Origin of the sequence: Zobellella maritima, from assembly GCF_003075035.1 — a bacterium.
Lineage (GTDB): Bacteria > Pseudomonadota > Gammaproteobacteria > Enterobacterales > Aeromonadaceae > Oceanimonas > Oceanimonas maritima.
This window is the reverse complement of record NZ_QCZE01000001.1, coordinates 1,873,465-1,893,614: the sequence shown is the minus strand read 5'-3', so window position 1 is coordinate 1,893,614 and position 20,150 is coordinate 1,873,465. Positions and strand designations below refer to the sequence as shown.

The 20,150-nt window shown below is 59.9% G+C and carries 17 protein-coding genes and 1 pseudogene; 9 read left to right on the top strand and 9 right to left on the bottom strand.

The window, feature by feature from the left end; all coding sequences use genetic code 11:
* Nucleotides 1-33: 33 nt before the first annotated feature.
* The 4 genes and pseudogenes from proX to DCS96_RS08730 all read right to left on the bottom strand — a co-directional run bounded on the left by proX (nt 34) and on the right by DCS96_RS08730 (nt 4,965).
* The gene (gene proX / locus DCS96_RS08745) at nt 34-1,050 is read right to left on the bottom strand and encodes a glycine betaine/L-proline ABC transporter substrate-binding protein ProX (protein WP_116473901.1); all 1,017 of its coding nucleotides are present in this window, start codon (nt 1,048-1,050) and stop codon (nt 34-36) included.
* A gap of 48 nt (nt 1,051-1,098) precedes the next feature.
* Nucleotides 1,099-2,067 (bottom strand): annotated as a pseudogene (proW, locus tag DCS96_RS08740) (glycine betaine/L-proline ABC transporter permease ProW); the annotation flags it as partial.
* Nucleotides 2,068-2,098: 31 nt separating this feature from the next.
* Nucleotides 2,099-3,289, bottom strand: coding sequence for a glycine betaine/L-proline ABC transporter ATP-binding protein ProV (gene proV / locus DCS96_RS08735; RefSeq protein ID WP_116473899.1), 1,191 nt, complete (start codon nt 3,287-3,289; stop codon nt 2,099-2,101).
* Between the two features lie 455 nt (nt 3,290-3,744).
* Nucleotides 3,745-4,965 (bottom strand): aromatic ring-hydroxylating oxygenase subunit alpha, encoded by a 1,221-nt coding sequence (locus tag DCS96_RS08730; RefSeq protein WP_198649964.1) that lies wholly within the window; start codon nt 4,963-4,965, stop codon nt 3,745-3,747.
* A 256-nt stretch (nt 4,966-5,221) separates the two neighbouring features.
* Here DCS96_RS08730 and DCS96_RS08725 point away from each other — a divergent pair, with 256 nt between their 5' ends.
* The 5 genes from DCS96_RS08725 to DCS96_RS08705 all read left to right on the top strand — a co-directional run bounded on the left by DCS96_RS08725 (nt 5,222) and on the right by DCS96_RS08705 (nt 11,543).
* Entirely contained in the window at nt 5,222-6,220 is a 999-nt protein-coding gene (locus DCS96_RS08725) for a LysR family transcriptional regulator (protein ID WP_116473898.1), read from the top strand.
* Between the two features lie 334 nt (nt 6,221-6,554).
* Nucleotides 6,555-7,460: a dihydrodipicolinate synthase family protein gene (locus DCS96_RS08720; RefSeq protein ID WP_116473897.1), complete on the top strand. Its 906-nt coding sequence runs from the start codon at nt 6,555-6,557 to the stop codon at nt 7,458-7,460.
* Between the two features lie 3 nt (nt 7,461-7,463).
* The gene (locus tag DCS96_RS08715) at nt 7,464-8,957 is read left to right on the top strand and encodes an aldehyde dehydrogenase (protein WP_116473896.1); all 1,494 of its coding nucleotides are present in this window, start codon (nt 7,464-7,466) and stop codon (nt 8,955-8,957) included.
* Between the two features lie 67 nt (nt 8,958-9,024).
* Nucleotides 9,025-10,371, top strand: a complete 1,347-nt coding sequence (locus DCS96_RS08710; protein WP_116473895.1) for an NAD(P)/FAD-dependent oxidoreductase — start codon at nt 9,025-9,027, stop codon at nt 10,369-10,371.
* 59 nt (nt 10,372-10,430) lie between these two features.
* Nucleotides 10,431-11,543 carry a hybrid-cluster NAD(P)-dependent oxidoreductase gene (locus DCS96_RS08705; RefSeq protein WP_116473894.1) on the top strand — a complete coding sequence of 371 codons (1,113 nt, stop codon included), beginning with the start codon at nt 10,431-10,433 and terminating at the stop codon, nt 11,541-11,543.
* 184 nt (nt 11,544-11,727) lie between these two features.
* On the opposite strand, the gene DCS96_RS08700 is transcribed toward DCS96_RS08705, so the two are convergent.
* Complete coding sequence (locus DCS96_RS08700) at nt 11,728-12,603, bottom strand: DMT family transporter (protein ID WP_116473893.1); 876 nt, start codon at nt 12,601-12,603, stop codon at nt 11,728-11,730.
* Between the two features lie 303 nt (nt 12,604-12,906).
* On the opposite strand from DCS96_RS08700, the gene purU reads away from it, so the two are divergent.
* The 3 genes from purU to DCS96_RS08685 all read left to right on the top strand — a co-directional run bounded on the left by purU (nt 12,907) and on the right by DCS96_RS08685 (nt 14,419).
* Nucleotides 12,907-13,773, top strand: a complete 867-nt coding sequence (gene purU, locus DCS96_RS08695) for a formyltetrahydrofolate deformylase (protein ID WP_116473892.1) — start codon at nt 12,907-12,909, stop codon at nt 13,771-13,773.
* Nucleotides 13,774-13,850: 77 nt separating this feature from the next.
* Nucleotides 13,851-14,009: a YqaE/Pmp3 family membrane protein gene (locus DCS96_RS08690; protein WP_116473891.1), complete on the top strand. Its 159-nt coding sequence runs from the start codon at nt 13,851-13,853 to the stop codon at nt 14,007-14,009.
* 29 nt (nt 14,010-14,038) lie between these two features.
* Nucleotides 14,039-14,419, top strand: coding sequence for a DUF4112 domain-containing protein (locus tag DCS96_RS08685; RefSeq protein ID WP_232818210.1), 381 nt, complete (start codon nt 14,039-14,041; stop codon nt 14,417-14,419).
* A 121-nt stretch (nt 14,420-14,540) separates the two neighbouring features.
* Here DCS96_RS08685 and DCS96_RS08680 read toward each other — a convergent pair whose 3' ends face one another.
* From DCS96_RS08680 to DCS96_RS08665, 4 genes are all read right to left on the bottom strand, one after another.
* The gene (locus DCS96_RS08680; RefSeq protein ID WP_232818209.1) at nt 14,541-15,836 is read right to left on the bottom strand and encodes an MFS transporter; all 1,296 of its coding nucleotides are present in this window, start codon (nt 15,834-15,836) and stop codon (nt 14,541-14,543) included.
* A gap of 87 nt (nt 15,837-15,923) precedes the next feature.
* Nucleotides 15,924-16,709, bottom strand: a complete 786-nt coding sequence (locus DCS96_RS08675; protein WP_116473889.1) for an ABC transporter ATP-binding protein — start codon at nt 16,707-16,709, stop codon at nt 15,924-15,926.
* Entirely contained in the window at nt 16,703-17,764 is a 1,062-nt protein-coding gene (locus tag DCS96_RS08670; protein ID WP_232818208.1) for a FecCD family ABC transporter permease, read from the bottom strand. The genes DCS96_RS08675 and DCS96_RS08670 overlap by 7 nt, the downstream gene beginning before the upstream one ends.
* A complete protein-coding gene (locus DCS96_RS08665; protein ID WP_116473887.1) occupies nt 17,754-18,887 on the bottom strand; it encodes an ABC transporter substrate-binding protein in 1,134 nt (377 codons plus the stop codon). The genes DCS96_RS08670 and DCS96_RS08665 overlap by 11 nt, the downstream gene beginning before the upstream one ends.
* 558 nt (nt 18,888-19,445) lie before the next feature.
* Here DCS96_RS08665 and DCS96_RS08660 point away from each other — a divergent pair.
* Nucleotides 19,446-20,135: an isochorismatase family protein gene (locus DCS96_RS08660; protein WP_116473886.1), complete on the top strand. Its 690-nt coding sequence runs from the start codon at nt 19,446-19,448 to the stop codon at nt 20,133-20,135.
* Nucleotides 20,136-20,150 lie beyond the last annotated feature (15 nt).

The window sequence follows — 20,150 nt, the reverse complement described above, 5'->3', positions numbered from 1 at the left end:
AAGCAATTACCGTGGACTGTTCAACCGCCGGTGTCAGTTGGTCACTGCCCGGGCCTGTTCCAGCCAGCCGTCAAAGGTGTTGCGGTTGGCGGCAATCCATTCCTGGGCATGACGCCTGATGTCTTGCATTGATTTTTCGCCGTTCTGCATCTTCAGGTTCTGGGCGCTTTCATCGGCGACGGTAATCTGCACCTGGGACAGGAAAGCCTGCGCGGCCGGGTTTTCTTCGGCGAAGTCACGGTTCATGACCGCCGTCACCTTGTCGATGGCAAAACCCAGGTTCTTGCCTTCATACAGGGTGTTCACCCCCTCTTCGCCGTTGGGCAGGCTGGTAAAGGGCACTTCCAGCCACTCCACGTCCTTGCCTTCCACCAGCACGCCAGCAATCCACTGCGGCACCCAGGTGTAATAGAGAATGGGCTGGCCGGCCTGATAGCGGGCAATGGTGTCTGCCATCAGCGCGAAGTAGGAGCCCCGGTTATGCTCGACATAGTCTCCCAGGTTATAGGCCTGCATATGGTGTTCTATGGTCAGCTCACAGCCCCAGCCCGGATTGCAGCCGGTGAGATCGGCCTTGCCGTCGCCATCACTGTCGAACAGTTTGGCGATCTCCGGTTTTTTCAGATCTTCCAGCGAGCGAATGTTGTAGGCATCGGCGGTTTTCTTGTCGATCAGGTAGCCCTGCAGCACGCCGGGGATAATACTGCCGGTCTTCACCATGGTGTCGTCGCCACCGGCTTTTTGATAGAAGTTGTCGTGCAGCACCTCCCAGAGATGAACGGTGAAATCCGCATAACCGTTGGAAATACCCAGCATCATGGCCGGATATTCGGTTTCCTTGGGCTCTTCTACCTCGTAGCCGAGCTCTTTCAGGCCGGCGATGGCGATCTCTCCCCGAAAGCGCTCTTCGGCGATGCTGGGGAAAATGGGTGCGACCGTTATGCCCTCGCCCGGCTGGCTTTGTGCCTGGACGGCGCCGCCAAAAGACAGGGTGAACAGGGCGGTGGCGGTCAGTGCTTTCCTTGACAGTTGCTTGAACTCAATGTGCATCTTCTCATACTCCATATGATGGTTGTTGCGGTCTTGTCTTATACGGGTTCAGGGGTTGGTTCTGGGTGAATGCTGCTTGCCTTGCAGGCCGCGGTAGAGGCTGACGCAGATCCCTGCTGGTCCGCTCTCGTACCAGTGCTGGGTATGGCTTGTCTCGGCGCGTTTACCCATGGCCTGGGTCAGGCGGTCGAGAAAGATGGCCAGTAGCACCAGACCCACACCACCCACGGTGGCCAGGCCCATATCGAGGCGACCGATACCACGCAATACAATCTGGCCGAGGCCGCCGACCGCAATCATGGAAGCGATCACCACCATCGACAGCGACAGCATCAGGGTCTGGTTCAGGCCGGCCATGATGGTGGGGGTGGCCAGGGGCAGCTGAATGCGGAACAGCATCTGGCGTGGCGTGCAGCCAAAGGCGCGGCCCGCCTCAACCTTGTCGGCCGGCACCTGGCGGATGCCCAGGTTGGTCAGGCGCACCAGCGGCGGCAGGGCAAAGATGATAGTAACCAGTACACCGGGCACGTTGCCGATGCCGAACAGCATCACCACGGGGACCAGGTAAACGAAGGCAGGCAGGGTCTGCATGGCATCCAGCACGGGGCGCACAATGCGTTCGACGCGATCGCTGCGTGAACACAGAATGCCCAGGGGAATACCGAACAACACGCAGAAAAAGACCGAGGTCAGCACCAGTGACAGTGTGGTCATCGACTCGGACCAGACGCCGATAAGGCCCAGGCAGAACAGGGTGACGGCACAGAAAAGGCCCATTTTCTTGCCAGCCAGCTGCCAGCCGAGCAGGGAAGAGAGCACAATGCCGATCAAGGGCGGAATGGATTGCAGGATATATTCGACACCGTTGAGCACCTGGTCTATCGGCCAGCGGATGGTACGGAACAGACCACGAAAGTTCTGTACCAGGTAGTTGAGCATACTCTCGACCCATTCGCCGAGGGGGATATTCAGGTATTGAAACGGATCCAGCAGGGTGAATTCTGACATTTTTTTACTCCTTCCTTGAGTGAGGGGCGGCGATCGCGGGTCAGCGGTGACTCAGGGTCTGCAGCAGCTGGCTTCGGGATATGGTGCCGTGAAAGGTGCCGTCCCGGTCGATAACGGGAATCGGATAGGGCGTGGTGGCCACGGTGTCCAGCACCTCATGCAGGGGGGTGTCGGTGTAGATGCCGGGATGCTGGTCGATGCGTGAAGCCAGCAGGGTCTGCAGATCCGGGGTCTTGCCGGCATGCTCCCGGGGGGCGATGACTCCCTTAAAGCCGCCTGCTTCGTCCACCAGATAACCAAAGGGCGACTGTTCGGTGGCGGCGAAGGGAGGCACCTTGCCATTCACCCGGATCTGGCTGTCTGGCTGGGGCCTGGCAATGTCGCCGGCCTTGAGCACCTTGGACACGTCGACCCCCTTGAAAAAGGTTTCCACGTAATCGTTGGCGGGGTTGGTCAAAATTTCCTTCGGGGTGCCAATCTGAATGACCCTGCCGCCCTCCATGATGGCGATGCGATCGCCGATGCGAATGGCCTCTTCCAGATCGTGGGAAATAAAGATGATGGTGCGTTCCTGCTCACGCTGCAGGCGGATCAGCTCCCCCTGCATTTCATGACGGATCAGCGGATCCAGGGCCGAAAACGCCTCGTCCATCAGCAGAATGGCGGGATCATTGGCCAGGGCACGCGCCAGGCCGACCCGTTGCTGCATGCCGCCGGACAGCTGGTGCGGATAACTGGCGCCATGCTCCGCCAGCCCGACCTGGGCCAGGGCATCGCTGGCTCGGGCGTGGCGCTCCTTTTCATTGACACCGGAGACCGACAGCCCAAAGGCCGCGTTTTCCAGCACCGTCATATGGGGCATCAGCGCAAAGGACTGAAACACCATGCTCATGTCCCGGCGCCGCACCTGCAGCAGGTCCGCATCCGACAGGCCGGTGATGTTGCGACCATTGAGGCGAATGGTGCCGGCCGAGGGCTCGATCAGGCGGTTGAGCAGGCGCACCATGGTGGACTTGCCCGAGCCGGACAGACCCATGATGACGAATATTTCGCCCTTGTTGACCGAGAAGCTGGCGTCAACCACGCCAACGGCCTGGCCGGTTTTTTCAAAGATCTCGTCCTTTGCCGCGCCTTCTTTAAGCATGTTCATGGCAATGTCCGGCTTATCGCCGAAGACTTTATAGATATTGCTGACCGAGAGGATTTCTTTTGATTCCTTCCTTGTAACCATGGCAGTGATCTTCCTTTCTTAAAGTTAAACGTCCTGTTGTGACAGGCCGTCAGACTTTTGGGGTTGCAGGCAAAAGTTCATGCTGTTATTTGCTCATCGAATGAGTTTCAATTAACAATTCATTTACTGTTGACCAATTTATGGACTTGTGGTGAAAGCGTCCAACTATATTTGGTGGGTGAAAAACATAACCAGAAGTTATTGTTCTTTGGTGCATGCATGTGCGGAAATGGTGCGAATGTTGAAAGCGGGAAAGTGAGTAATTAAAGGCATCAATACCCTTGGTTATACAGTGGCGCCAGGGAGCAGAAGCGGGAAATTAAAATAAAAAGACAACAAGAAAGGCATACGGCCATTTATTGGCGGGCTGCCAATATCAGGGAACAGGCCGTAATAAAAGTAATCGGCGGTAAATGCGGTGAGGTGACGCCCTTCAAGGCGTCACCGTATTGGTGTCAGCGCAGGTTGCCGAGTTTCTTTTTCATGGTATCGCAGTACCAGTCAACAAACTGACAGACACCGTTTTCGGCAATATCGGAGTAAGGGCCAGGAATATAGGACGGTGAGCCGGTGCCCTGAAAGGTTTCCTCTACCAGCCGACGATCCTGATCGTTGGTGGCCAGCCACACCTTGGTCAGGTTATCCAGGTCATAGTCGACCCCTTCCTGGGCATCCTTGTGCACCAGCCACTTGGTGGTTACCAGGGTTTCACCCGGGCCCAATGGCAGAATACGGAAGCTCAGGGCGAGATCCCCCAGGAAATGATTCCAGGTGGAAGGGTAGTTGAAATAGAGCAGGGCACCGATATTCTGCTCGTCGGCATTGTCCAGCCTGCCCTTGACCGCGGGCTGGCCGTTCATGGTGTAGCTGACGGCGTCCTTGAACAGCGGAATACGGGTCATGCGATAGCGGCCGTCGGGGTCCATGACCAGGCGGCTGGGCAGTCCTGCCGCTTCACAGCGCTCCCAGAAGGCGACCAGCTCCGGATCATCATTGCCACCCACGCCGGCGACCGACATGTTTTCCATGAAGGAGTTAATCAGCTCGGGGTGGCAGCCATCGCAGTGATAACATTCCCGGTTGTTTTCAAACACCAGCTTCCAGTTGCCTTTTTCAATCAGGTTCGACTCAAAGGCAACCTTGCAGTCCTCCAGATTGTGGGGCGCGATAAAGGGGGAGACGTCCCGGCGAAAGGGCTCGAAATCCGGCGCCTGTTCAGCCACACTCACGTAGATATAGCTGTTGACCTGCTCGCAATGGACCGGCAGCAGGCCGTGTTCGTCGGGGTTGAACTGCTCGCCCATATTGGCGGCAAACCTGAGCTTGCCGTCCAGATCATAGGTCCAGCGGTGATAGGGGCAGACCAGCTTGGCGACCTTGCCCTTGGCTTCGGTACACAATCGGGAGCCCCGGTGGCGGCAGCTGTTATGGAACGCCCGCACCTCGCCATTGTTGTCACGCACCACCACCACGGGGTAGTTGCCAATTTTAAGGGTCAGGTAATTGCCTGCTTTCGGAATTTCGAAGGTATGGCCAGCAAAAATCCATTCCTTGTGCCAGATTTGCTCGAGATCCTGCTGGAACACATCCGCATCGTGATAGAGTTCGCGGTTGAGGCCGTGGCGCGGCTTGCGCTGCTCGACGAGATCCAGGGTTTTCTGCTCATTTGTCATCATCTTGACTTCCATTAGGATCTAACTCCTTATTAGTGTGCGGCGGCACCCGTTATTGCGTGACGGTATTTGTGAAACGGGCTCCCGGGTGTAGACTGCGGTGCCCGGTTGGCGGCCATTGTCATATTTCCTGATAGGGAGCAGTGAGCGGCATATTTCCGCACAGGTATCAGGAACACCTTGTGTTCAGAGGGAATTTACAAGTGGGGTACAACTGGGTAAAGCGACTTTTAATCAGGGCAATTAACAACTAAATATTATGGCTAAGCTTGTAGAACCGGACAAAATACTGGTCAGAATGCCGTCGCTGACGGCGGTGAGATCCTTTGTGGCTGCAGCCAAGCATCTGAGCTTTACACGGGCGGCGGAAGCACTCTGTGTGACTCAGGCGGCCATCAGCCGTCAGATCCGCGAGCTGGAAACCCACCTGGGCGTGGAGCTGTTCAAGCGCACCGGCCGCACTGTGGAGCTGACCGAAGCCGGCACCATTCTTTATGATGCGGCCTACCTGTCATTTGTTAACATTGCCCAGGCCGCCGAGCGGATCCAGAGCAACACAAGCGGCAAGCCGGCCCTCACCATTTGTTGTTCGCCGGCCTTTTCCGGACTCTGGCTATCGCGCCGTCTGCCCGATTTCTTCGCCAGCAATCCGGACATCGACATTAATGTGGTGACCACCGGCAATTACCTGCAGATGGAGCCCGGTGTACACCCGGATCTTTTTATCAACAAGATTTCAGATCCGCGTGAAGGCTATCATTCCATTCCGCTGTTTCATGATTTGATCTACCCGGTCTGTACCCCTGCCTTTTTGCAGGATAACCCGGCCATTGCCACCCTGGAGGGGATGCGCAATACGGTGCTGCTGAATCTCAGCCCCTACGGCAGGGCCCAGGTGGCGGAGCATGTGGACTGGAGCGTGTGGTTCTCCTTTTTCAATATCAACCTGGAAAAGCGTTCAACCAGTGACAAGCATCTGTTCAATGCCAACGATTACAACATGCTGATCCAGATGGTGCTGAATCATCAGGGCGTGTCCCTGGGCTGGCATCACCTGGTGGCGCCTCTGGTGGAGGAAGGTCTGCTGGTACGGCCGGTGGAGCAGGAGGTCATTTTCCGGGAAAAGTGTCACTTCCTGACTTACCTCGAAAGCCGGGCCGATAACGAAATATTGTGCCGTTTTCGCGACTGGCTGCTGGGCTGCATGAATGATGAACGGATCTCGATGGTATCCGTCGGCGAAGAGCGGGGAGAGTGATGGCCATGGATAACCGACGGTTATTATTTTCATCAAGAAAATATTATTCGTTCCTTGACCCTTTTTGTTATAACCGTGGGCGAAATTCTTTGTTATTTATTCACGGCTGAACACGCCTTTTAATGAACCATATCTGAAGCCTGCCTTACGCAGGCTTTTCTTTTTGATGCCTGATAACACCAGGTTATGTTTACTGCTAAATAAAAGTATGTTGTGGGCGCCGAATGGTCGTGGTTAATATTTTGTTACCCGAAAAACTAACCCCGCCCGAATATTAATGCGATAGCCAGGTGGGATTCTTAAGCGAATATTCATAGGGATATAGGTGAAGCCCATGCGATTTGAAGGAATATATACCCCGGTCATTACCCCTTTTGCTGAAGACAACAGCATTGATTATGCGGCGTTCGGCGCCCTGATTGACTCCCTCATCGAGGCCGGCGTTCACGGCATTATTGTTGGCGGCACCACCGGCGAGTATTACGTGGAATCTTTTGCCGAGCGCAGCCAGCTGCTGCAGGTGGCTGTGGAGCGCAGCGCCGGACGGGTGCCGGTGATCTTTGGTACCGGCTCCATCAACCCCGAGGAGTCCATCAGCCTGGCCAAAGTGGCGGTGGAGCAGGGTGCCGATGCCATTCTGGTGGCCACACCGCCCTATTCCCTGCCTACCGAACGGGAGCTGGCCGAGCACGTGCTGGCCGTGGACAAGGCCGCCAACCTGCCAGTCATGCTGTACAACTACCCGGCGCGCATGGGCGTGACCATGGGCGAAGAGTTTTTCGAGCGGGTAAGCGGCTCGGCCAATATTTGCGCCATCAAGGAAAGCTCCGGCGACATCAACCGCCTGCACCTGCTGGCCAATGGTGATTCCGGTATTCAGCTGTCTTGCGGCATGGACGATCAGGCCCTGGAATTCTTTGCCTGGGGCGCGAAGAGCTGGGTGTGTGGCGGCTCCAACTTCCTGCCCGCAGAGCACGTGGCCCTCTATAACGCCTGTGTGGTGGAAGGGAACTTCGACAAGGGCCGCCGCATCATGGCCGCCATGATGCCGTTGATGAGCGTATTGGAGCAGGGCGGCAAGTTCATTCAGTGCATCAAGCACGGTGTGACCCTGTCGGGTCAGTTTGCCGGCAGTACCCGCAAGCCCCTGCTGGGCCTGGAAGAGAGCGAGAAGCAGCAGCTGGAACAGGTCATCGGCACCCTGAAGGCGACCATCGCCGGCATCGAGAAGGGAGAATAAGTTATGAGCGAACTGCTGACCCGGGAACAATACCATGCCATGGCGGCCGAGCTGCAATTCCCGACCCTGAGCTTTATCGGCGGTCGTTTTCGTCCGGCCCTGTCCGGCAAGACCCTGCCGACCACCAACCCGGCCACCGGTGAAACCCTTGCCGAGATTGCCGCCTGCGGTGTCGAAGATGTGGACCTGGCGGTACAGGCCGCCCGCGAAGCCTTTGACGATGGCCGCTGGAGCGAGCTGCACCCCAACGAGCGCAAGGCGGTGTTGCTGAAGCTGGCCGAGCTGATGGAGCAGCACAGCCGTGAGCTGGCGGTGCTGGAAAGCCTGGACTCCGGCAAGCCGATCGCCGAGTGTGAAACCGTCGACGTGCCCGAAACCATCCACTTTATCAAGTGGCACGCCGAGTCGATTGACAAGATCTACGACCAAACCGCGCCGGTAGGCTCGGGTGCCGTGGCCATGGTGGTGCGCGAGCCCATCGGTGTGGTGGGCGCCGTGCTGCCCTGGAACTTTCCGCTGTTGATGCTGGGATGGAAACTGGGCCCGGCGCTGGCGGCAGGTTGTACCGTGGTGCTAAAGCCCGCCATGCAGACCTCACTGACCACCCTGCGGGTGGCCGAGCTGGCCCACGAAGCGGGCTTGCCGGACGGCGTGCTGAACGTGGTCACCGGTCGCGGTTCCGAGGTGGGGGCGGCCATCGGCCGCCATGCGGATGTGGACATGGTGACCTTTACCGGCTCCACTGAGACCGGCCGGCTGTTCCTGAACTACGCCGCCGAGTCTAACCTCAAGGAAGTGGTGCTGGAATGCGGCGGCAAGAACCCCTGTATCGTGCTGGACGACGCCGAAAACCTGGACACCGTGGCCGACCATGTGGTGGCCGCCGCCTTCTGGAACATGGGCGAAAACTGCTCCGCCGGCTCACGGCTGATCGTTCACGAAGACATCAAGGAGGCCCTGCTCGAGCGGGTGTGCGCCAAGACCCGCGAGTGGCGCACCGGTGACCCCCTGGATCCGGCCAACAAGCTGGGTGCCCTGGTCGACAAGGGGCATTTCGACAAGGTGGTGAGCTATCTGCACCGGGGCAAGCAGGACGGTCACACCGTGCTGCTGGGCGGTGAGCCGATGGCCGGCAACTGCGTGCCGCCGACCATATTTGACGGCGTGAAGAACGGCGACGTGCTGGCGCGGGAAGAAATCTTCGGCCCGATTCTGGTGGTGATTACCGTGTCCAGCGTCGAGGAGGCCATTGCGGTCGCCAATGATACCGACTACGGCCTGGCGGCCTCGGTATTCACCGGCAATGCCAAAAAGGCGCTGCGGGCGGCCCGGGCGGTACGCGCCGGTACCGTCACCGTGAACTGCTTCGGTGAGGGCGATGCCACCACGCCCTTTGGCGGCTACAAGCAATCGGGCTTTGGCGGCCGTGACAACTCCGTTCATGCCCACGATCAGTACACCCAGCTGAAAACCATCTGGCTTGATCTGAACGACTGAGCCGATAACGCCCGGCGTACGGCGCCGGGCTTGTCGTGACGTAATTTTCTTCGAGAGGAATCGGAGAATGACCAAAACCATCAATGTCCGCCGCCTTCCCAGGGATACCGGGCCGGCTGGCTGGAACAGTATTCTTCCGCCCGCGCGCACTCACCCTGAGCTGAAAGAGGATATTCGGGCCGACTGGGTGGTGATAGGGGGCGGTTTTGCGGGAATGGCCGCGGCCCGGCGCCTGAGCCAGCTGACCGGCAACGACCGCGTGGTGTTGTTGGAGGCAGGAAGACTGGCGCAGGGGCCGGCGGGCCGTAACAGCGGCTTTATGATCGACCTGCCCCATGAGTTGAACTCGGAAACCTATGCCGGGGTGGCCGATGCCGATGTGCGCCAGATCCGGTTAAACCGGGCGGCCATCGATTTTGCCCGCAATATGGCCCGGGAGTTCCGCATGCCCGAGCGGGTATTTGACCCTTGCGGCAAGCTGACCGGGGCGGCGACCACCAAGGGCGAGCAGCATATCGACAGCTATGTCCGTCACCTTGAGGGGCTGGGTGAGCAGTATCGGCTGCTCAGTGCCGGCGAGATGAAGGATCACACCGGCATCGATTTTTACCAGAAGGGGCTCTATACCCCGGGCGCGGTGATGATCCAGCCGGCCGCTTTTATTCGCATGGCGGCCGAGGGCCTGGCCGAACGGGTGGATATTTACGAGCAGAGCCCGGTGCTGAAAATGGATCTTGGGGACGAGCACGTGCTGCACACCCCCCAGGGCCGGGTTCGCGCCCGGCATGTGATCCTGGCGGTGAACGGCCATATTCAGTCGTTCGGCTTTTATCCGCGCCAGCTGCTGCACGTGTTTACCTATGCCTCCATGACCCGGGCCCTGTCGGCCGGCGAAGCGGCCCGCCTGGGTGGGGTGCCGGACTGGGGCGTGTTGCCGGCGGATCCTATGGGTACCACGGTACGCCGGGTCTCGAGCCTGATGGGCAGCGGTGACCGGGTCACGGTGCGTAACCGTTTTACCCTGAATCAGTCGATGGAAGTGTCCGAGCGGCAGATTCGGGACGTGGCCCGGGCCCATGACCGGGCCTTTACCGCCCGTTTTCCCATGCTCGAGGGCGTGCCCATGGAGCACCGCTGGGGCGGCCGGTTGTGTCTGTCCTGGAACTCGGTACCGGCCTTTGGCGAGCTGGAGGAACGGGTGTATTCCGCCGCTTGCCAGAATGGTCTGGGAACGGTGAAAGGGACTCTTTCAGGTATGATGGCGGCGGAGCTGGCGCTCAAGCACAGTTCCCCGTTGTTGGACGAATTCATGGGCCATGAGGCGCCCCGGCGGTTACCGCCCGAGCCCTTTTTATCGGTGGGCGCCAACCTGACCATGCGCTGGAAGGAATGGCTGGCGGGTATCGAATTGTAAATGCCGTGGCCCCATGATTGCCGGGCAGGCAGTGAGCAGGAATGAACAAGGAGTATGCAATGAGTATTAACACTGCTGAGTTTCTCAACCCGGTGAATACCCAGACCTGGGACAATGGTCGCCACCTGGTCCGTTGCGTCAAGGTGATACAGGAAACCCATGACGTCTGTACCTTTACCTTCAGCATGGGCCAGCCGGTGCTGTTTTTCTTCAAGCCCGGCCAGTTCGTGACCCTGGAGCTGGACATCGATGGTGAGCGGGTGATGCGCTCCTACACCATCTCCAGCGCGCCTTCCATTCCTTACAGTTTTTCCATCACGGTGAAGCGGGTGCCCGGGGGCGTGGTGTCGAACTGGTTGCACGACAACCTGCGCTCCGGTGATCAGCTGGCGGTGCATGGCCCGGTGGGGCAGTTCAACTGCCTGGATTACCCGGCCGACAAGGTGCTGCTGTTGTCCGGTGGAGTGGGCATCACCCCTGTGATGTCGATGGCACGCTGGTGGTTCAATACCGACTCCGAGGTCGACATGGTGTTTGCGCACAGCGCCCGTACGCCCCGGGATCTGATCTACGGCGCCGAGCTGGAATACATGTCTTCCCGCATCGACAATTTCAAACTGCACCTGATCTGCGAGCGCATCGAGGTGGGCCAGGCCTGGAGCGGTTACCGCGGCTACTTGAACCGGCACATGCTGGAGCTGATCGCCCCCGACTTTCTTGAGCGAGAAGTGTTCTGCTGCGGCCCCACGCCCTATATGCGGGCCATTCGCGCCTTGCTTGAAGACGCCGGTTTTGACATGCGCCGCTACCATGAAGAGTCCTTTGGCGCGACGCCCGTTGAAGATATTCGTCAGGCCGAAGAACATGCGGACGAGGCCGAAATACTGGAGGCCGAGCTGGAGCAGCTGGAGACGGTTGCGGTCAGCTTTGCCGATTCCGGTGTCAGCGTCGACGTGGTGAAGGGGACCAACCTGAACGAGGCGGCCCTCGAAGCCGGTGTCAGTATTCCTAAGGCCTGCGGCATGGGGATCTGTGGCGCCTGCCGGGTGAAGGTCAATTCCGGAAATTACCAGATGGAGCATAACGGCGGTATTACCGAAGAGGAAATCGAGGCCGGCTATGTGCTGTCTTGCTGCACCAGGGTGGCGGGCGCCATGGAGGTTGAATACTGAGCCTGGGTATTCATGCTTCGATAGCAGAACACATTATTAAAAGCGCCGGGATGATCCCGGCGCTTTTGTGTTATTGGCCTGGTTTTCGCCTGCTACACTCGCGTGGCGTGCGACTGGAACAGGCGCCCCCCGGCCTTTGCTGCCATAGGGTGACATCGGTCGGCCTTGGGGAGTGGCATCGGGATCAGGCTTCGCAGGGACGCTTGACTAAGGATGCCTTGCTGCGGCGGCCCGGCCAGGACTGACAGACGAGGGCGGCAACCACCACCAAGCCGCCCATCCAGGCTTGCTGGCTGGGTTGTTCGGCCAATACCAGCCAAACCCACAAGGGGCCGAGCACCATTTCCAGCAGCATGATCAGGCCCACTTCCGGGGCCGACAGGTAGCGGGGGCCTTGTGTTATCAGGGCGTAGGCCAGGGGGACCACCACCAGGCCGAGTAAGGCCATCCACAGTATGTCTTCGCTCGGTACCGCCAGGGTGGGGGTTTGAAACAGGGCGAACAGGCTGACCAGCAGGCCGGCCGGTACCAGCGCCGGCGTCATGTTGGCTGGGCTGGCGGCCCGCTCCACCACAAATTTGGCGGCCATGCTGGCGGCGCACAGCAGGGCGATCAGATCGCCGAGCAGGTGGTTGCCGTCCCGGCTGCCGGAAAAAACCAGCAGCAAGCCGCCCAGGCAGAGCAGGATGGCCAGCCAGGTACGCCCTGACACCGACTCTTTTAGTACAAAACGGCTCAGCAGGGCGCCGATCAGGGGCGCGGCGCTGAGGATGATCAGGGTATTGGCGACGCTGGTGAGCCGTATCGAGATAACAAAGGTCACGGTGCAAACGGCATAAAACAGCGCCGAGCCCAGGCCGAGGGAGAGTAGCTTGCGGGTGGGCCGGTAGCTGCGGGCACGATACAGACAGTAACTACCGATGCACAGGCTCAGTAGCATCCCCCGCCAAAACAGCAGGATCCAGGGGTCGGCGCTGATCAGCTTGATCAGCAGGGCATCCAGACTCAGGACGGTGACCCCGGCGACGGTTAACAGTCCCCCTTTCAAGCGATTATCCATCTGTGTTCTCCCGTTTATTTTTTCATTGGTTTTATTATGTTGTCTATATTATGTGCGACTGTTGATGAAAGCGGCTCTGTCGGCGGCCTGATGTTGTCGTAAAGCGACTCCCCGGGGGGCGGGGCGAGTAAGGATTTTGTCGCAAATACATATCAGCCGGACGCAGCCAATCACTCCTGCGGTCGTTTCACTCTTTAGTATGGTCCGAAATAAGGCAGGCCCAGCTCCTGTGTCTGTTTATTACCATCGGGCTCGGTCCCGATTTTTCAAGGCCAACATGGATTCAACCACAGGAGGTGACCCATGACCCACCCCGACACCTATATTCTCAATGCGACCAGCCCGAGCAGACTCGGTACCGTCGATGTGGTGACCCGTTACCTGCGGGAGCAGGGCTGTTATGTGGCCGATATGCAGACCTTCGACGACGCCCGTGCCGGGCAGTTTTTTATTCGCGCCGAATTTCGCCGTCCCCAGGAGCAGCCGTTTGATGAAGAGGCGTTCCGAGCGGGCTTTGCCGCTCGCGCCGCCGACTTCGATATGGAATGGCGGCTGACCGATCGCAGCCGCAAGCCCAACGTGGTGATCCTGGTCTCCAAATTTGACCATTGCCTCAATGATCTGCTCTATCGCTACCGTACCGGCCAGCTGGGTATTGAAATCCCGGCCATCATTTCCAACCATCCGGATCTGCAGCGGCTGGCGGACTGGCATCATATTCCCTTCTACCACCTGCCGGTCACGCCCGAGACCAAGGCCGAGCAGGAGGCGCAGATGTGGGATATCATCCGCGAAAGCGAGGCAGAGCTGGTAGTACTTGCCCGTTATATGCAGGTGCTCAGCCCCGAGCTATGCACCAAACTGGAAGGCTGGGCCATTAATATCCACCATTCGCTGCTGCCCGGCTTCAAGGGCGCCATGCCCTACCACCAGGCCTATAAAAAAGGGGTCAAGCTGGTAGGTGCCACCGCCCATTACATCAACAATGATCTGGATGAGGGCCCCATCATTACCCAGGGGATACAGCCGGTGGATCATAGCCATTATCCGGAAGATCTGGTGGCCAAGGGGCGCGATATCGAGTGCATCACCCTTGCCCGGGCCATTCAGTACCACATCGAGCAACGGGTATTCATGTACCAGGGCAAGACGGTAGTACTGGGCAGCTGATAACCCATCGCCGCCAGCTGACTTATAATGCCCCTGAGCAGCCTTGCTCAGGGGCATTTTTATTGAGGATGACCACCATGGATTTTATCAGGATCATTATCGCTATCTTGCTGCCGCCGTTGGGCGTCTTCCTGCAGGTCGGATTCGGCAAACATTTCTGGCTCAATATCCTGCTCACCCTGCTGGGCTATATTCCCGGCATAGTGCATGCTGTGTGGATTATTGCCAAAAAGTAAGTATGGTTCAGATTCGAGGGGGGAACAGCATGTCTGCCGGAGTGGGAAGGCAAACGTTCGACCAATCAGCCATGACCCGGGCACGCCTGGCACGGCTTGCCTGGCTACTGGACAGTTCAATCAGGCTGCCCGGCGGCTTCCGGATCGGTCTGGATGGCATCATCGGCCTGGTGCCCGGCGTCGGCGACCTGGCCGCCGCCGGTCTGTCGTCTTACATCCTGATGGAAGCCGCGCGCATGAAGGTGCCCGGCTCATTGCTCGCCCGCATGGGGCTGAATGTGCTGCTGGAGCTGCTGGTCGGCACCATCCCCGTCATCGGCGATCTGTTCGACTTCGCCTTCAAGGCCAACAAGCGCAATGTGCGGCTGATCGAGGCCTACCACAATAAAATAGCCCCCACGCAGATTTAAGCCGCCGAGCATGAAACAGCAAGCACAGCCTCTGCACCGGGGCCGGGAAGTGTTCCCGCCGGTCCGGTATTCCCGCTATCGGCGGCATTCGGGCATCGGCCGCCACTTCGGCGGGTGTCCATCAACGCCTGCCACTTCGCGGCTCTGCTACAACCGGTGCTGGGCATTTCTGAGGTAATCCGGCAGCATGTGGCTCCTCTGTTGGTCTTGCCAAATCCTCCTTGCGCAGCTGCCGGTACAGGGCCCAGCCCGCGACCAGACCGCACAGCGCCAGGCCGTACCAGATGGCGTTGGACGGGGACGTGGCTGCCTCCCCCAGCAGGGCGCCGATCAGTACGTTGCCGAGCAGGGCAACACAGCCGCCCAGGCTGGAATAAAAGCCGTAATAGCCGCCCAGCGGCCGGTTGCCGGCGTAGTGGGGCAGGTGGGCGGAAAACAGCGGAAAGCAGAGAATGGAGCCCAGCGAGAGGCAGGTCGCCTGCATCAGGCTGGCGGCCACCGGCCAGGGTTGCAGCCAGGGCAGGGCGAGGTAGCTGGCGCCCATCAGCCCCAGGCCCAGCCCCATGCCCCGGGCCACTCCCAGGCGGCGTTGCACCAGCTGGCTGGCGGGCAGTTGCAGCAGCACGCCGATGATGGCGGTCAGGGTGAACACGCCGCTGAGCAGCTCGGTGGCCTGCTGCTGGCTGTTGATATAGGCGGGCACGGCCAGATACAGCTGGTGGAACAGCAGCTGGTAGGCCGCCGCCAACAGGGTAAAGCGCAGGAAGGGCCCGTTGCCGATCAGATCCCGCCATTGTTCGCCCCAGGCGGGCGGCCGCTCCCGGACGTGCCGGGGGCTGGGGGGCAGCAGCCGCCACTGCAGGGCGGTCAGCAGCAGGAAGATGCCGCCAGACACCAGGCCGGTCACCACAAAGTCGATGTCGGTGAGCAGCATGCCGGCCAGGGGGCCCAACAGCAGCCCGAGCTGGCTGGCCAGGTTGTGCAGGGCAAAGGCCTGCTGGCGCTGGCGGCCGTCCAGGCATTCCGACGCCAGATAGGCCTGGGCGCAGGGGGTGAACAGGGCGCCGGCAAAGCCGGTGAGAAAGGCGGCCAGCAGCAGCAGTGACAGATCCCCGGCCCAGCCGAGCAGGGCAAAGCCCAGGCTGCGGACCAGGCAGCCCAGCACGATGGCGGGCCGGTAACCCAGCCGGTCGCCCAAGGCGCCGCCCAGCAGGAACAGGCCCTGCTGGCTGAACACCCGCATGCCCATCACCAGACCAGTCGCCCAGCCGGTCAGCCCCAGGGTGCCGCCCAGGTGAAAGGCCAGGTAAGGCAGGGTCATGTAGAAGGCGAGGTTGAAGAAGAGGCCGTTGCATACCAGCAGGCGGGCCGCCGGGCTCAGCATCCGCCAGCTCTGGCGGTAGTGGGTCGTGGTCACGTTATGGTCCCTGAGGTGCCCTGCGGGCACCGATCAGTGTAAAAACAAGCGGTACGCGGCCAAACCTCGACACCGCTATGTGACGCCCTAGCCGGCCGCCAGGGCGAAGGTGCGGCCCTGGCTGGCGATATCGTCCACGATCACATGGCCAAAGCCCCGGGAGCAGGACTCCACCCGCGCCTCTACCTGGTAGGTGTCGCGCAGCAGCGCCGGGGTGACGATCTCGGTGGTGGGGCCGCAGGCCACCTGGCGGCCGCCGGCGATCACCAGTGCCTGATCGCAAAAACGCAGCACATGGTTGAGATCGTGCAGGGTCACCAGCACCAGCATGCCCTTTTCCCGTGCCAGGTCTTTCATGTGGCCGAGCACCTCCACCTGGCGAGACAGATCCAGCGCCGAGGTGGGCTCGTCCATCAGCACTATGTCGGGCTCGCGCACCAGCACCTGGGCCAGGCTGACCAGCTGGCGCTGACCGCCCGAGAGCTCGCCGAGGTGGCGAAAGGCGAGGGAAGAAATGCCGAGCGCCGCCAGGGTCTGGTCGATGCGGGCCAGCTCCGCCTCGCTCACGCTCCAGCCGCCGCCCTGTTTGCAGGCCAGCAGCACCGACTCATACACGCTGAGGGCGGCGCTGGCGGCGCTGTCCTGGGGCATGTAGCTGATACCGCCGCCTTCCGGCCGCAGGCCTGCCACGTGCACCCGGCCGGGCCCGTCGATCAGGCCGCTGATGCGCTTGAACAGGGTGGACTTGCCGGCGGCGTTGGGACCTATGATGGCCACCACCTCGCCCGCCCTGAAGGTGGGGGTGGAAATACCCTGCAGCAGTAATTGCTTGCCGTAACGGGCACCGAGTTCCTCGAGCCGGATGCTTACCATGAGCGCCTCGTCTGGGACAGGATAAGGGAAACGAAGAAGGGAATGCCGATAAGCGAGGTCACCACGCCGATGGGGAAGATGGTGCCGCTGATCAGTGACTTGCTGACCACCGAGCTGACCGAGAGGATCAGCGCCCCGGCCAGGGCTGAGGCCGGCAGGAAGAAGCGCTGATCCTCGCCGATGATCATGCGTGCTATATGGGGGCCGACCAGGCCGATAAAGCCGATGGTGCCTACGAAAGACACCGGAATGGCCGCCAGCAGGCTCACCAGCAACAGGGTCTCCAGCCGCAGCCGGCCGACCTTGACGCCGAAGCTCGCCGCCTTGTCTTCGCCCAGGCGCAGGGCGGTCAGGGCCCAGGCACGGCGGACGAACACCGGCAGCACCAGCACCAGTGCCAGGGTCGTGATGGCCAGCTTCGGCCAGGTGGCCTTGCTGAGGCTGCCCATGGTCCAGAACACCACCGCCGACAGGGCCTCGGCCGAGGCGAAAAACTGCACCAGCGCCAACAGGGCGTTGAAGGTGAACACCAGGGCGATGCCGAGCAGCACTATGCTGTTGACCGTCATGCCGCGCCGGGCGCTGAGCAGGTGGATGAGCAGGGCCGCCAGCATGGCCATGATGAAGGCATTGAGCGGCACCACGTAGGCGATGGCCGCCGGGATAAAGGCCACCCCGAAGGCCAGGGCCAGGGCTGCGCCGAAGCTGGCGGCGGCGGAAATGCCCAGGGTGAAGGGGCTGGCCAGCGGGTTATTGAGGATGGTCTGCATCTGGGCCCCGGCCACCGCCAGGGCCGCGCCCACCACCACCGCCATCAGCGCGATGGGCATGCGGATTTCCCACAGCACCACCCGCACCTGCAGCGGCACCGAGTCGGGCAGGAACAGCGCCTGCACCACCTCGCCCAGCTGGTAGCGGGCCGGGCCCAGGGCCAGATCGGCGCACAGGCTGAGCAGCAGCGCGGCGGTCAGCCCCAGCAGGATAAGCTGCCGCCGCCAGACGATGGCCTTGTAACGGCCGCTGCCGGCGGCCGGTACCATACTGTTACTCTGCATCGGTCAGCGACACCCAATAGCCGGGACGGTAGTCGACGGGCAGGAAACGCTGGTGCAGCTCCTTGAAGGTGGCCTCCGGATCGAGCTCGGTGAACAGCTCGGGGTGCAGCCACTTGGCCATCTGCTGGATACCCACGAACTGGTAGGGGCTGTTGTAGAACTGGTGCCAGATGGCGTGCATCTGCCCGTGTTGCACCGCCTTGATGCCGGTCATGGCCGGGCGATGGGTCAGCGCCTCCAGCTTGCGCCGGGCCTCGGCCTGATCCTGGCCCGGACCCACGCCCACCCAGGCGCCGCCGGGCACATAGGCTTCCCACATGCCGCCGGTCACGATGACGTGATCGGGATTGGAGGTGATGATCTGCTCCGGGTTGAGGGTGCCGAAGGTGGCGGGAATGATGTCCTTGGCAATGTTCTCGCCGCCGGCCAGTTCCACGAACTTGCCGAAGTTGTCGTCGCCAAAGCTCATGCAGCACTCTTCCGAGTAGCCGCCGGCCCGGTCGAGGAACACCTGGGGCCGTGCGGGCTGATGCTGCTTGAGCACGTCGGTCACCCGGGCGATTTCGGCGGCGCGCCAGGCGATGAACTCCTCGGCGGTTTCCTCTTCGCCGAACAGCTGGCCGTAAAGGCGCATGCTGGGCTCGGTGTGGGTGAAGGGGTGTTCACGAAAATCCACATACACCAGGGGGATGCCGGCGGCAGCTAGCTTGTCGATGTATTTGGCGTCTTCGGTGGCCTGCCTGGACTCGATGTTCATGATGATGACATCGGGCTTGAGCGACACCGCCTGTTCCACGTCGAAGGTGCCGTCCTTGAAGCCGCCGAAGGTGGGGATGTTCGCCATTTCGGGAAATTTTTCCTGGTAGACGGCGTAGTTGTCCGGATCGGCACTGGCGAAGTCGTCACGCCAGCCGACGATGCGCTGGAACGGGTTTTCCTTGTCGAGCACGGCGGTGAGATAAACCTGGCGGCCTTCGCCCAGAATGACGCGCTGCACCGGCACATCGACCTCCACCTGGCGGTTGGCGATGTCGGTAACGGTAATGGTGTCGGCGAACAAAGACAGCGACCAGACGGCCGCCACGGCGGAGAGCGCCTTGGTCAGAAAGAAGCTGCGATGCATGGTGTTCTCGTATTACTATTAAGATGGTTGGTGATAATACAAATAATTATCATTTTGTAAAGTGGGGATGTACATCCCAAGCCAGGATCATTCGAGGGGATTTATATCGCCAGCAAAAGTGTAGCAGCGGCGAAGGCTCAGGTGCGGATATTGGATATTAAGGCCAACAGGCGCAACGTGCGGCTGATCGAGGCCTATCTGAATAAACGGTACCGCAATCAACCCTTGGCATTGTGATTATTCTCCCTACCAATCCTGACAAGAATCCCACATAGATCACACTGGTCATCCTCTCGATATCACGCAGGATGAATACATCAGCTTTTTCGTCAATGGTAGCAAATAAAGCTGTATAGGCCTCAGTTCGGAGGTCTCTCACTTTGCTAGCGGATAAATGGAAATAAACCATTGCTAATTTGTTATTAATTTTTTAAAAATATGAATTAGACGTTATCAATGAGTCTAGTTAGTGTAGGTGTTGTCAGCAGGCAAAAGGGTCGCTGGAAAGCGAGTTGGCCTGTGCATACCTCAGTGTTACCTAACAGTCGGAGAATGATAATGTCACAAGATTTGATGAGCATGCTGAACCAAGCTTTTGAAGAAGCCACTACCCTGTATCAGAACAACGGTTTTCAGCGCCGGGTCGGTTTCGGCAAGAAGCCGGCACTGATCAGCGTCGATCTGGCCAACGCCTGGACCCGTCCCGGCAACCCCTTTACCTGCGACAAGGTTGATGACGAGATCATCCCCGGCATGCAGCGCCTGCTGGAAGCCTTCCGTGCCAACAACCTGCCGATTGTGCATGTCACCACCTGCTACCAGGTCAATGACCGCAACAACCCCAACACAGATATGGGCCTGTGGCATAACAAGATACCGGTGGATTTCTGCGCCCAAGACAACGAAGAGCTGTGGGCCATTGACTCACGCATTGCGCCGTTGGAGGGCGAGCAGGTACTTATCAAGAAGCACGCCAGCTCTTTCCAGGGCACCTACCTGGCCGGCTTCCTGCGTGCCGCGGGGGTGGACACAGTGCTGGTGACCGGGGTGACCGCCTCGGCCTGCGTGCGTACCACCATCTGCGATGCCATGGCCGAAGGCTTCCGACCGATCGCAGTGAAGGAGTGTATCGGTGACCGTATCCCGGGTGCCGTGGCCTGGAACCTGTTTGATATCGACGCCAAGTTCGGCGACGTGGAGTCGGTGGACACCTGTGTAGAGTATCTGAATAATCTTAACAACAAATAAAAGCTGTTTAGTTTG

What these genes read in the sequence shown, in the direction of transcription:
- DCS96_RS08685 (WP_232818210.1), top strand. Translation starts at nt 14,039, where the DNA reads ATGTCTGCCGGAGTGGGAAGGCAAACGTTCGACCAATCAGCCATGACC.
- DCS96_RS08720 (WP_116473897.1), top strand. Translation starts at nt 6,555, where the DNA reads ATGCGATTTGAAGGAATATATACCCCGGTCATTACCCCTTTTGCTGAA.
- DCS96_RS08670 (WP_232818208.1), bottom strand. Translation starts at nt 17,764, where the DNA reads ATGCAGAGTAACAGTATGGTACCGGCCGCCGGCAGCGGCCGTTACAAG.
- DCS96_RS08690 (WP_116473891.1), top strand. Translation starts at nt 13,851, where the DNA reads ATGGATTTTATCAGGATCATTATCGCTATCTTGCTGCCGCCGTTGGGC.
- DCS96_RS08675 (WP_116473889.1), bottom strand. Translation starts at nt 16,709, where the DNA reads ATGGTAAGCATCCGGCTCGAGGAACTCGGTGCCCGTTACGGCAAGCAA.
- DCS96_RS08730 (WP_198649964.1), bottom strand. Translation starts at nt 4,965, where the DNA reads ATGATGACAAATGAGCAGAAAACCCTGGATCTCGTCGAGCAGCGCAAG.
- DCS96_RS08725 (WP_116473898.1), top strand. Translation starts at nt 5,222, where the DNA reads ATGGCTAAGCTTGTAGAACCGGACAAAATACTGGTCAGAATGCCGTCG.
- proV (WP_116473899.1), bottom strand. Translation starts at nt 3,289, where the DNA reads ATGGTTACAAGGAAGGAATCAAAAGAAATCCTCTCGGTCAGCAATATC.
- proX (WP_116473901.1), bottom strand. Translation starts at nt 1,050, where the DNA reads ATGCACATTGAGTTCAAGCAACTGTCAAGGAAAGCACTGACCGCCACC.
- DCS96_RS08665 (WP_116473887.1), bottom strand. Translation starts at nt 18,887, where the DNA reads ATGCATCGCAGCTTCTTTCTGACCAAGGCGCTCTCCGCCGTGGCGGCC.
- DCS96_RS08660 (WP_116473886.1), top strand. Translation starts at nt 19,446, where the DNA reads ATGTCACAAGATTTGATGAGCATGCTGAACCAAGCTTTTGAAGAAGCC.
- DCS96_RS08700 (WP_116473893.1), bottom strand. Translation starts at nt 12,603, where the DNA reads ATGGATAATCGCTTGAAAGGGGGACTGTTAACCGTCGCCGGGGTCACC.
- DCS96_RS08715 (WP_116473896.1), top strand. Translation starts at nt 7,464, where the DNA reads ATGAGCGAACTGCTGACCCGGGAACAATACCATGCCATGGCGGCCGAG.
- DCS96_RS08710 (WP_116473895.1), top strand. Translation starts at nt 9,025, where the DNA reads ATGACCAAAACCATCAATGTCCGCCGCCTTCCCAGGGATACCGGGCCG.
- purU (WP_116473892.1), top strand. Translation starts at nt 12,907, where the DNA reads ATGACCCACCCCGACACCTATATTCTCAATGCGACCAGCCCGAGCAGA.
- DCS96_RS08705 (WP_116473894.1), top strand. Translation starts at nt 10,431, where the DNA reads ATGAGTATTAACACTGCTGAGTTTCTCAACCCGGTGAATACCCAGACC.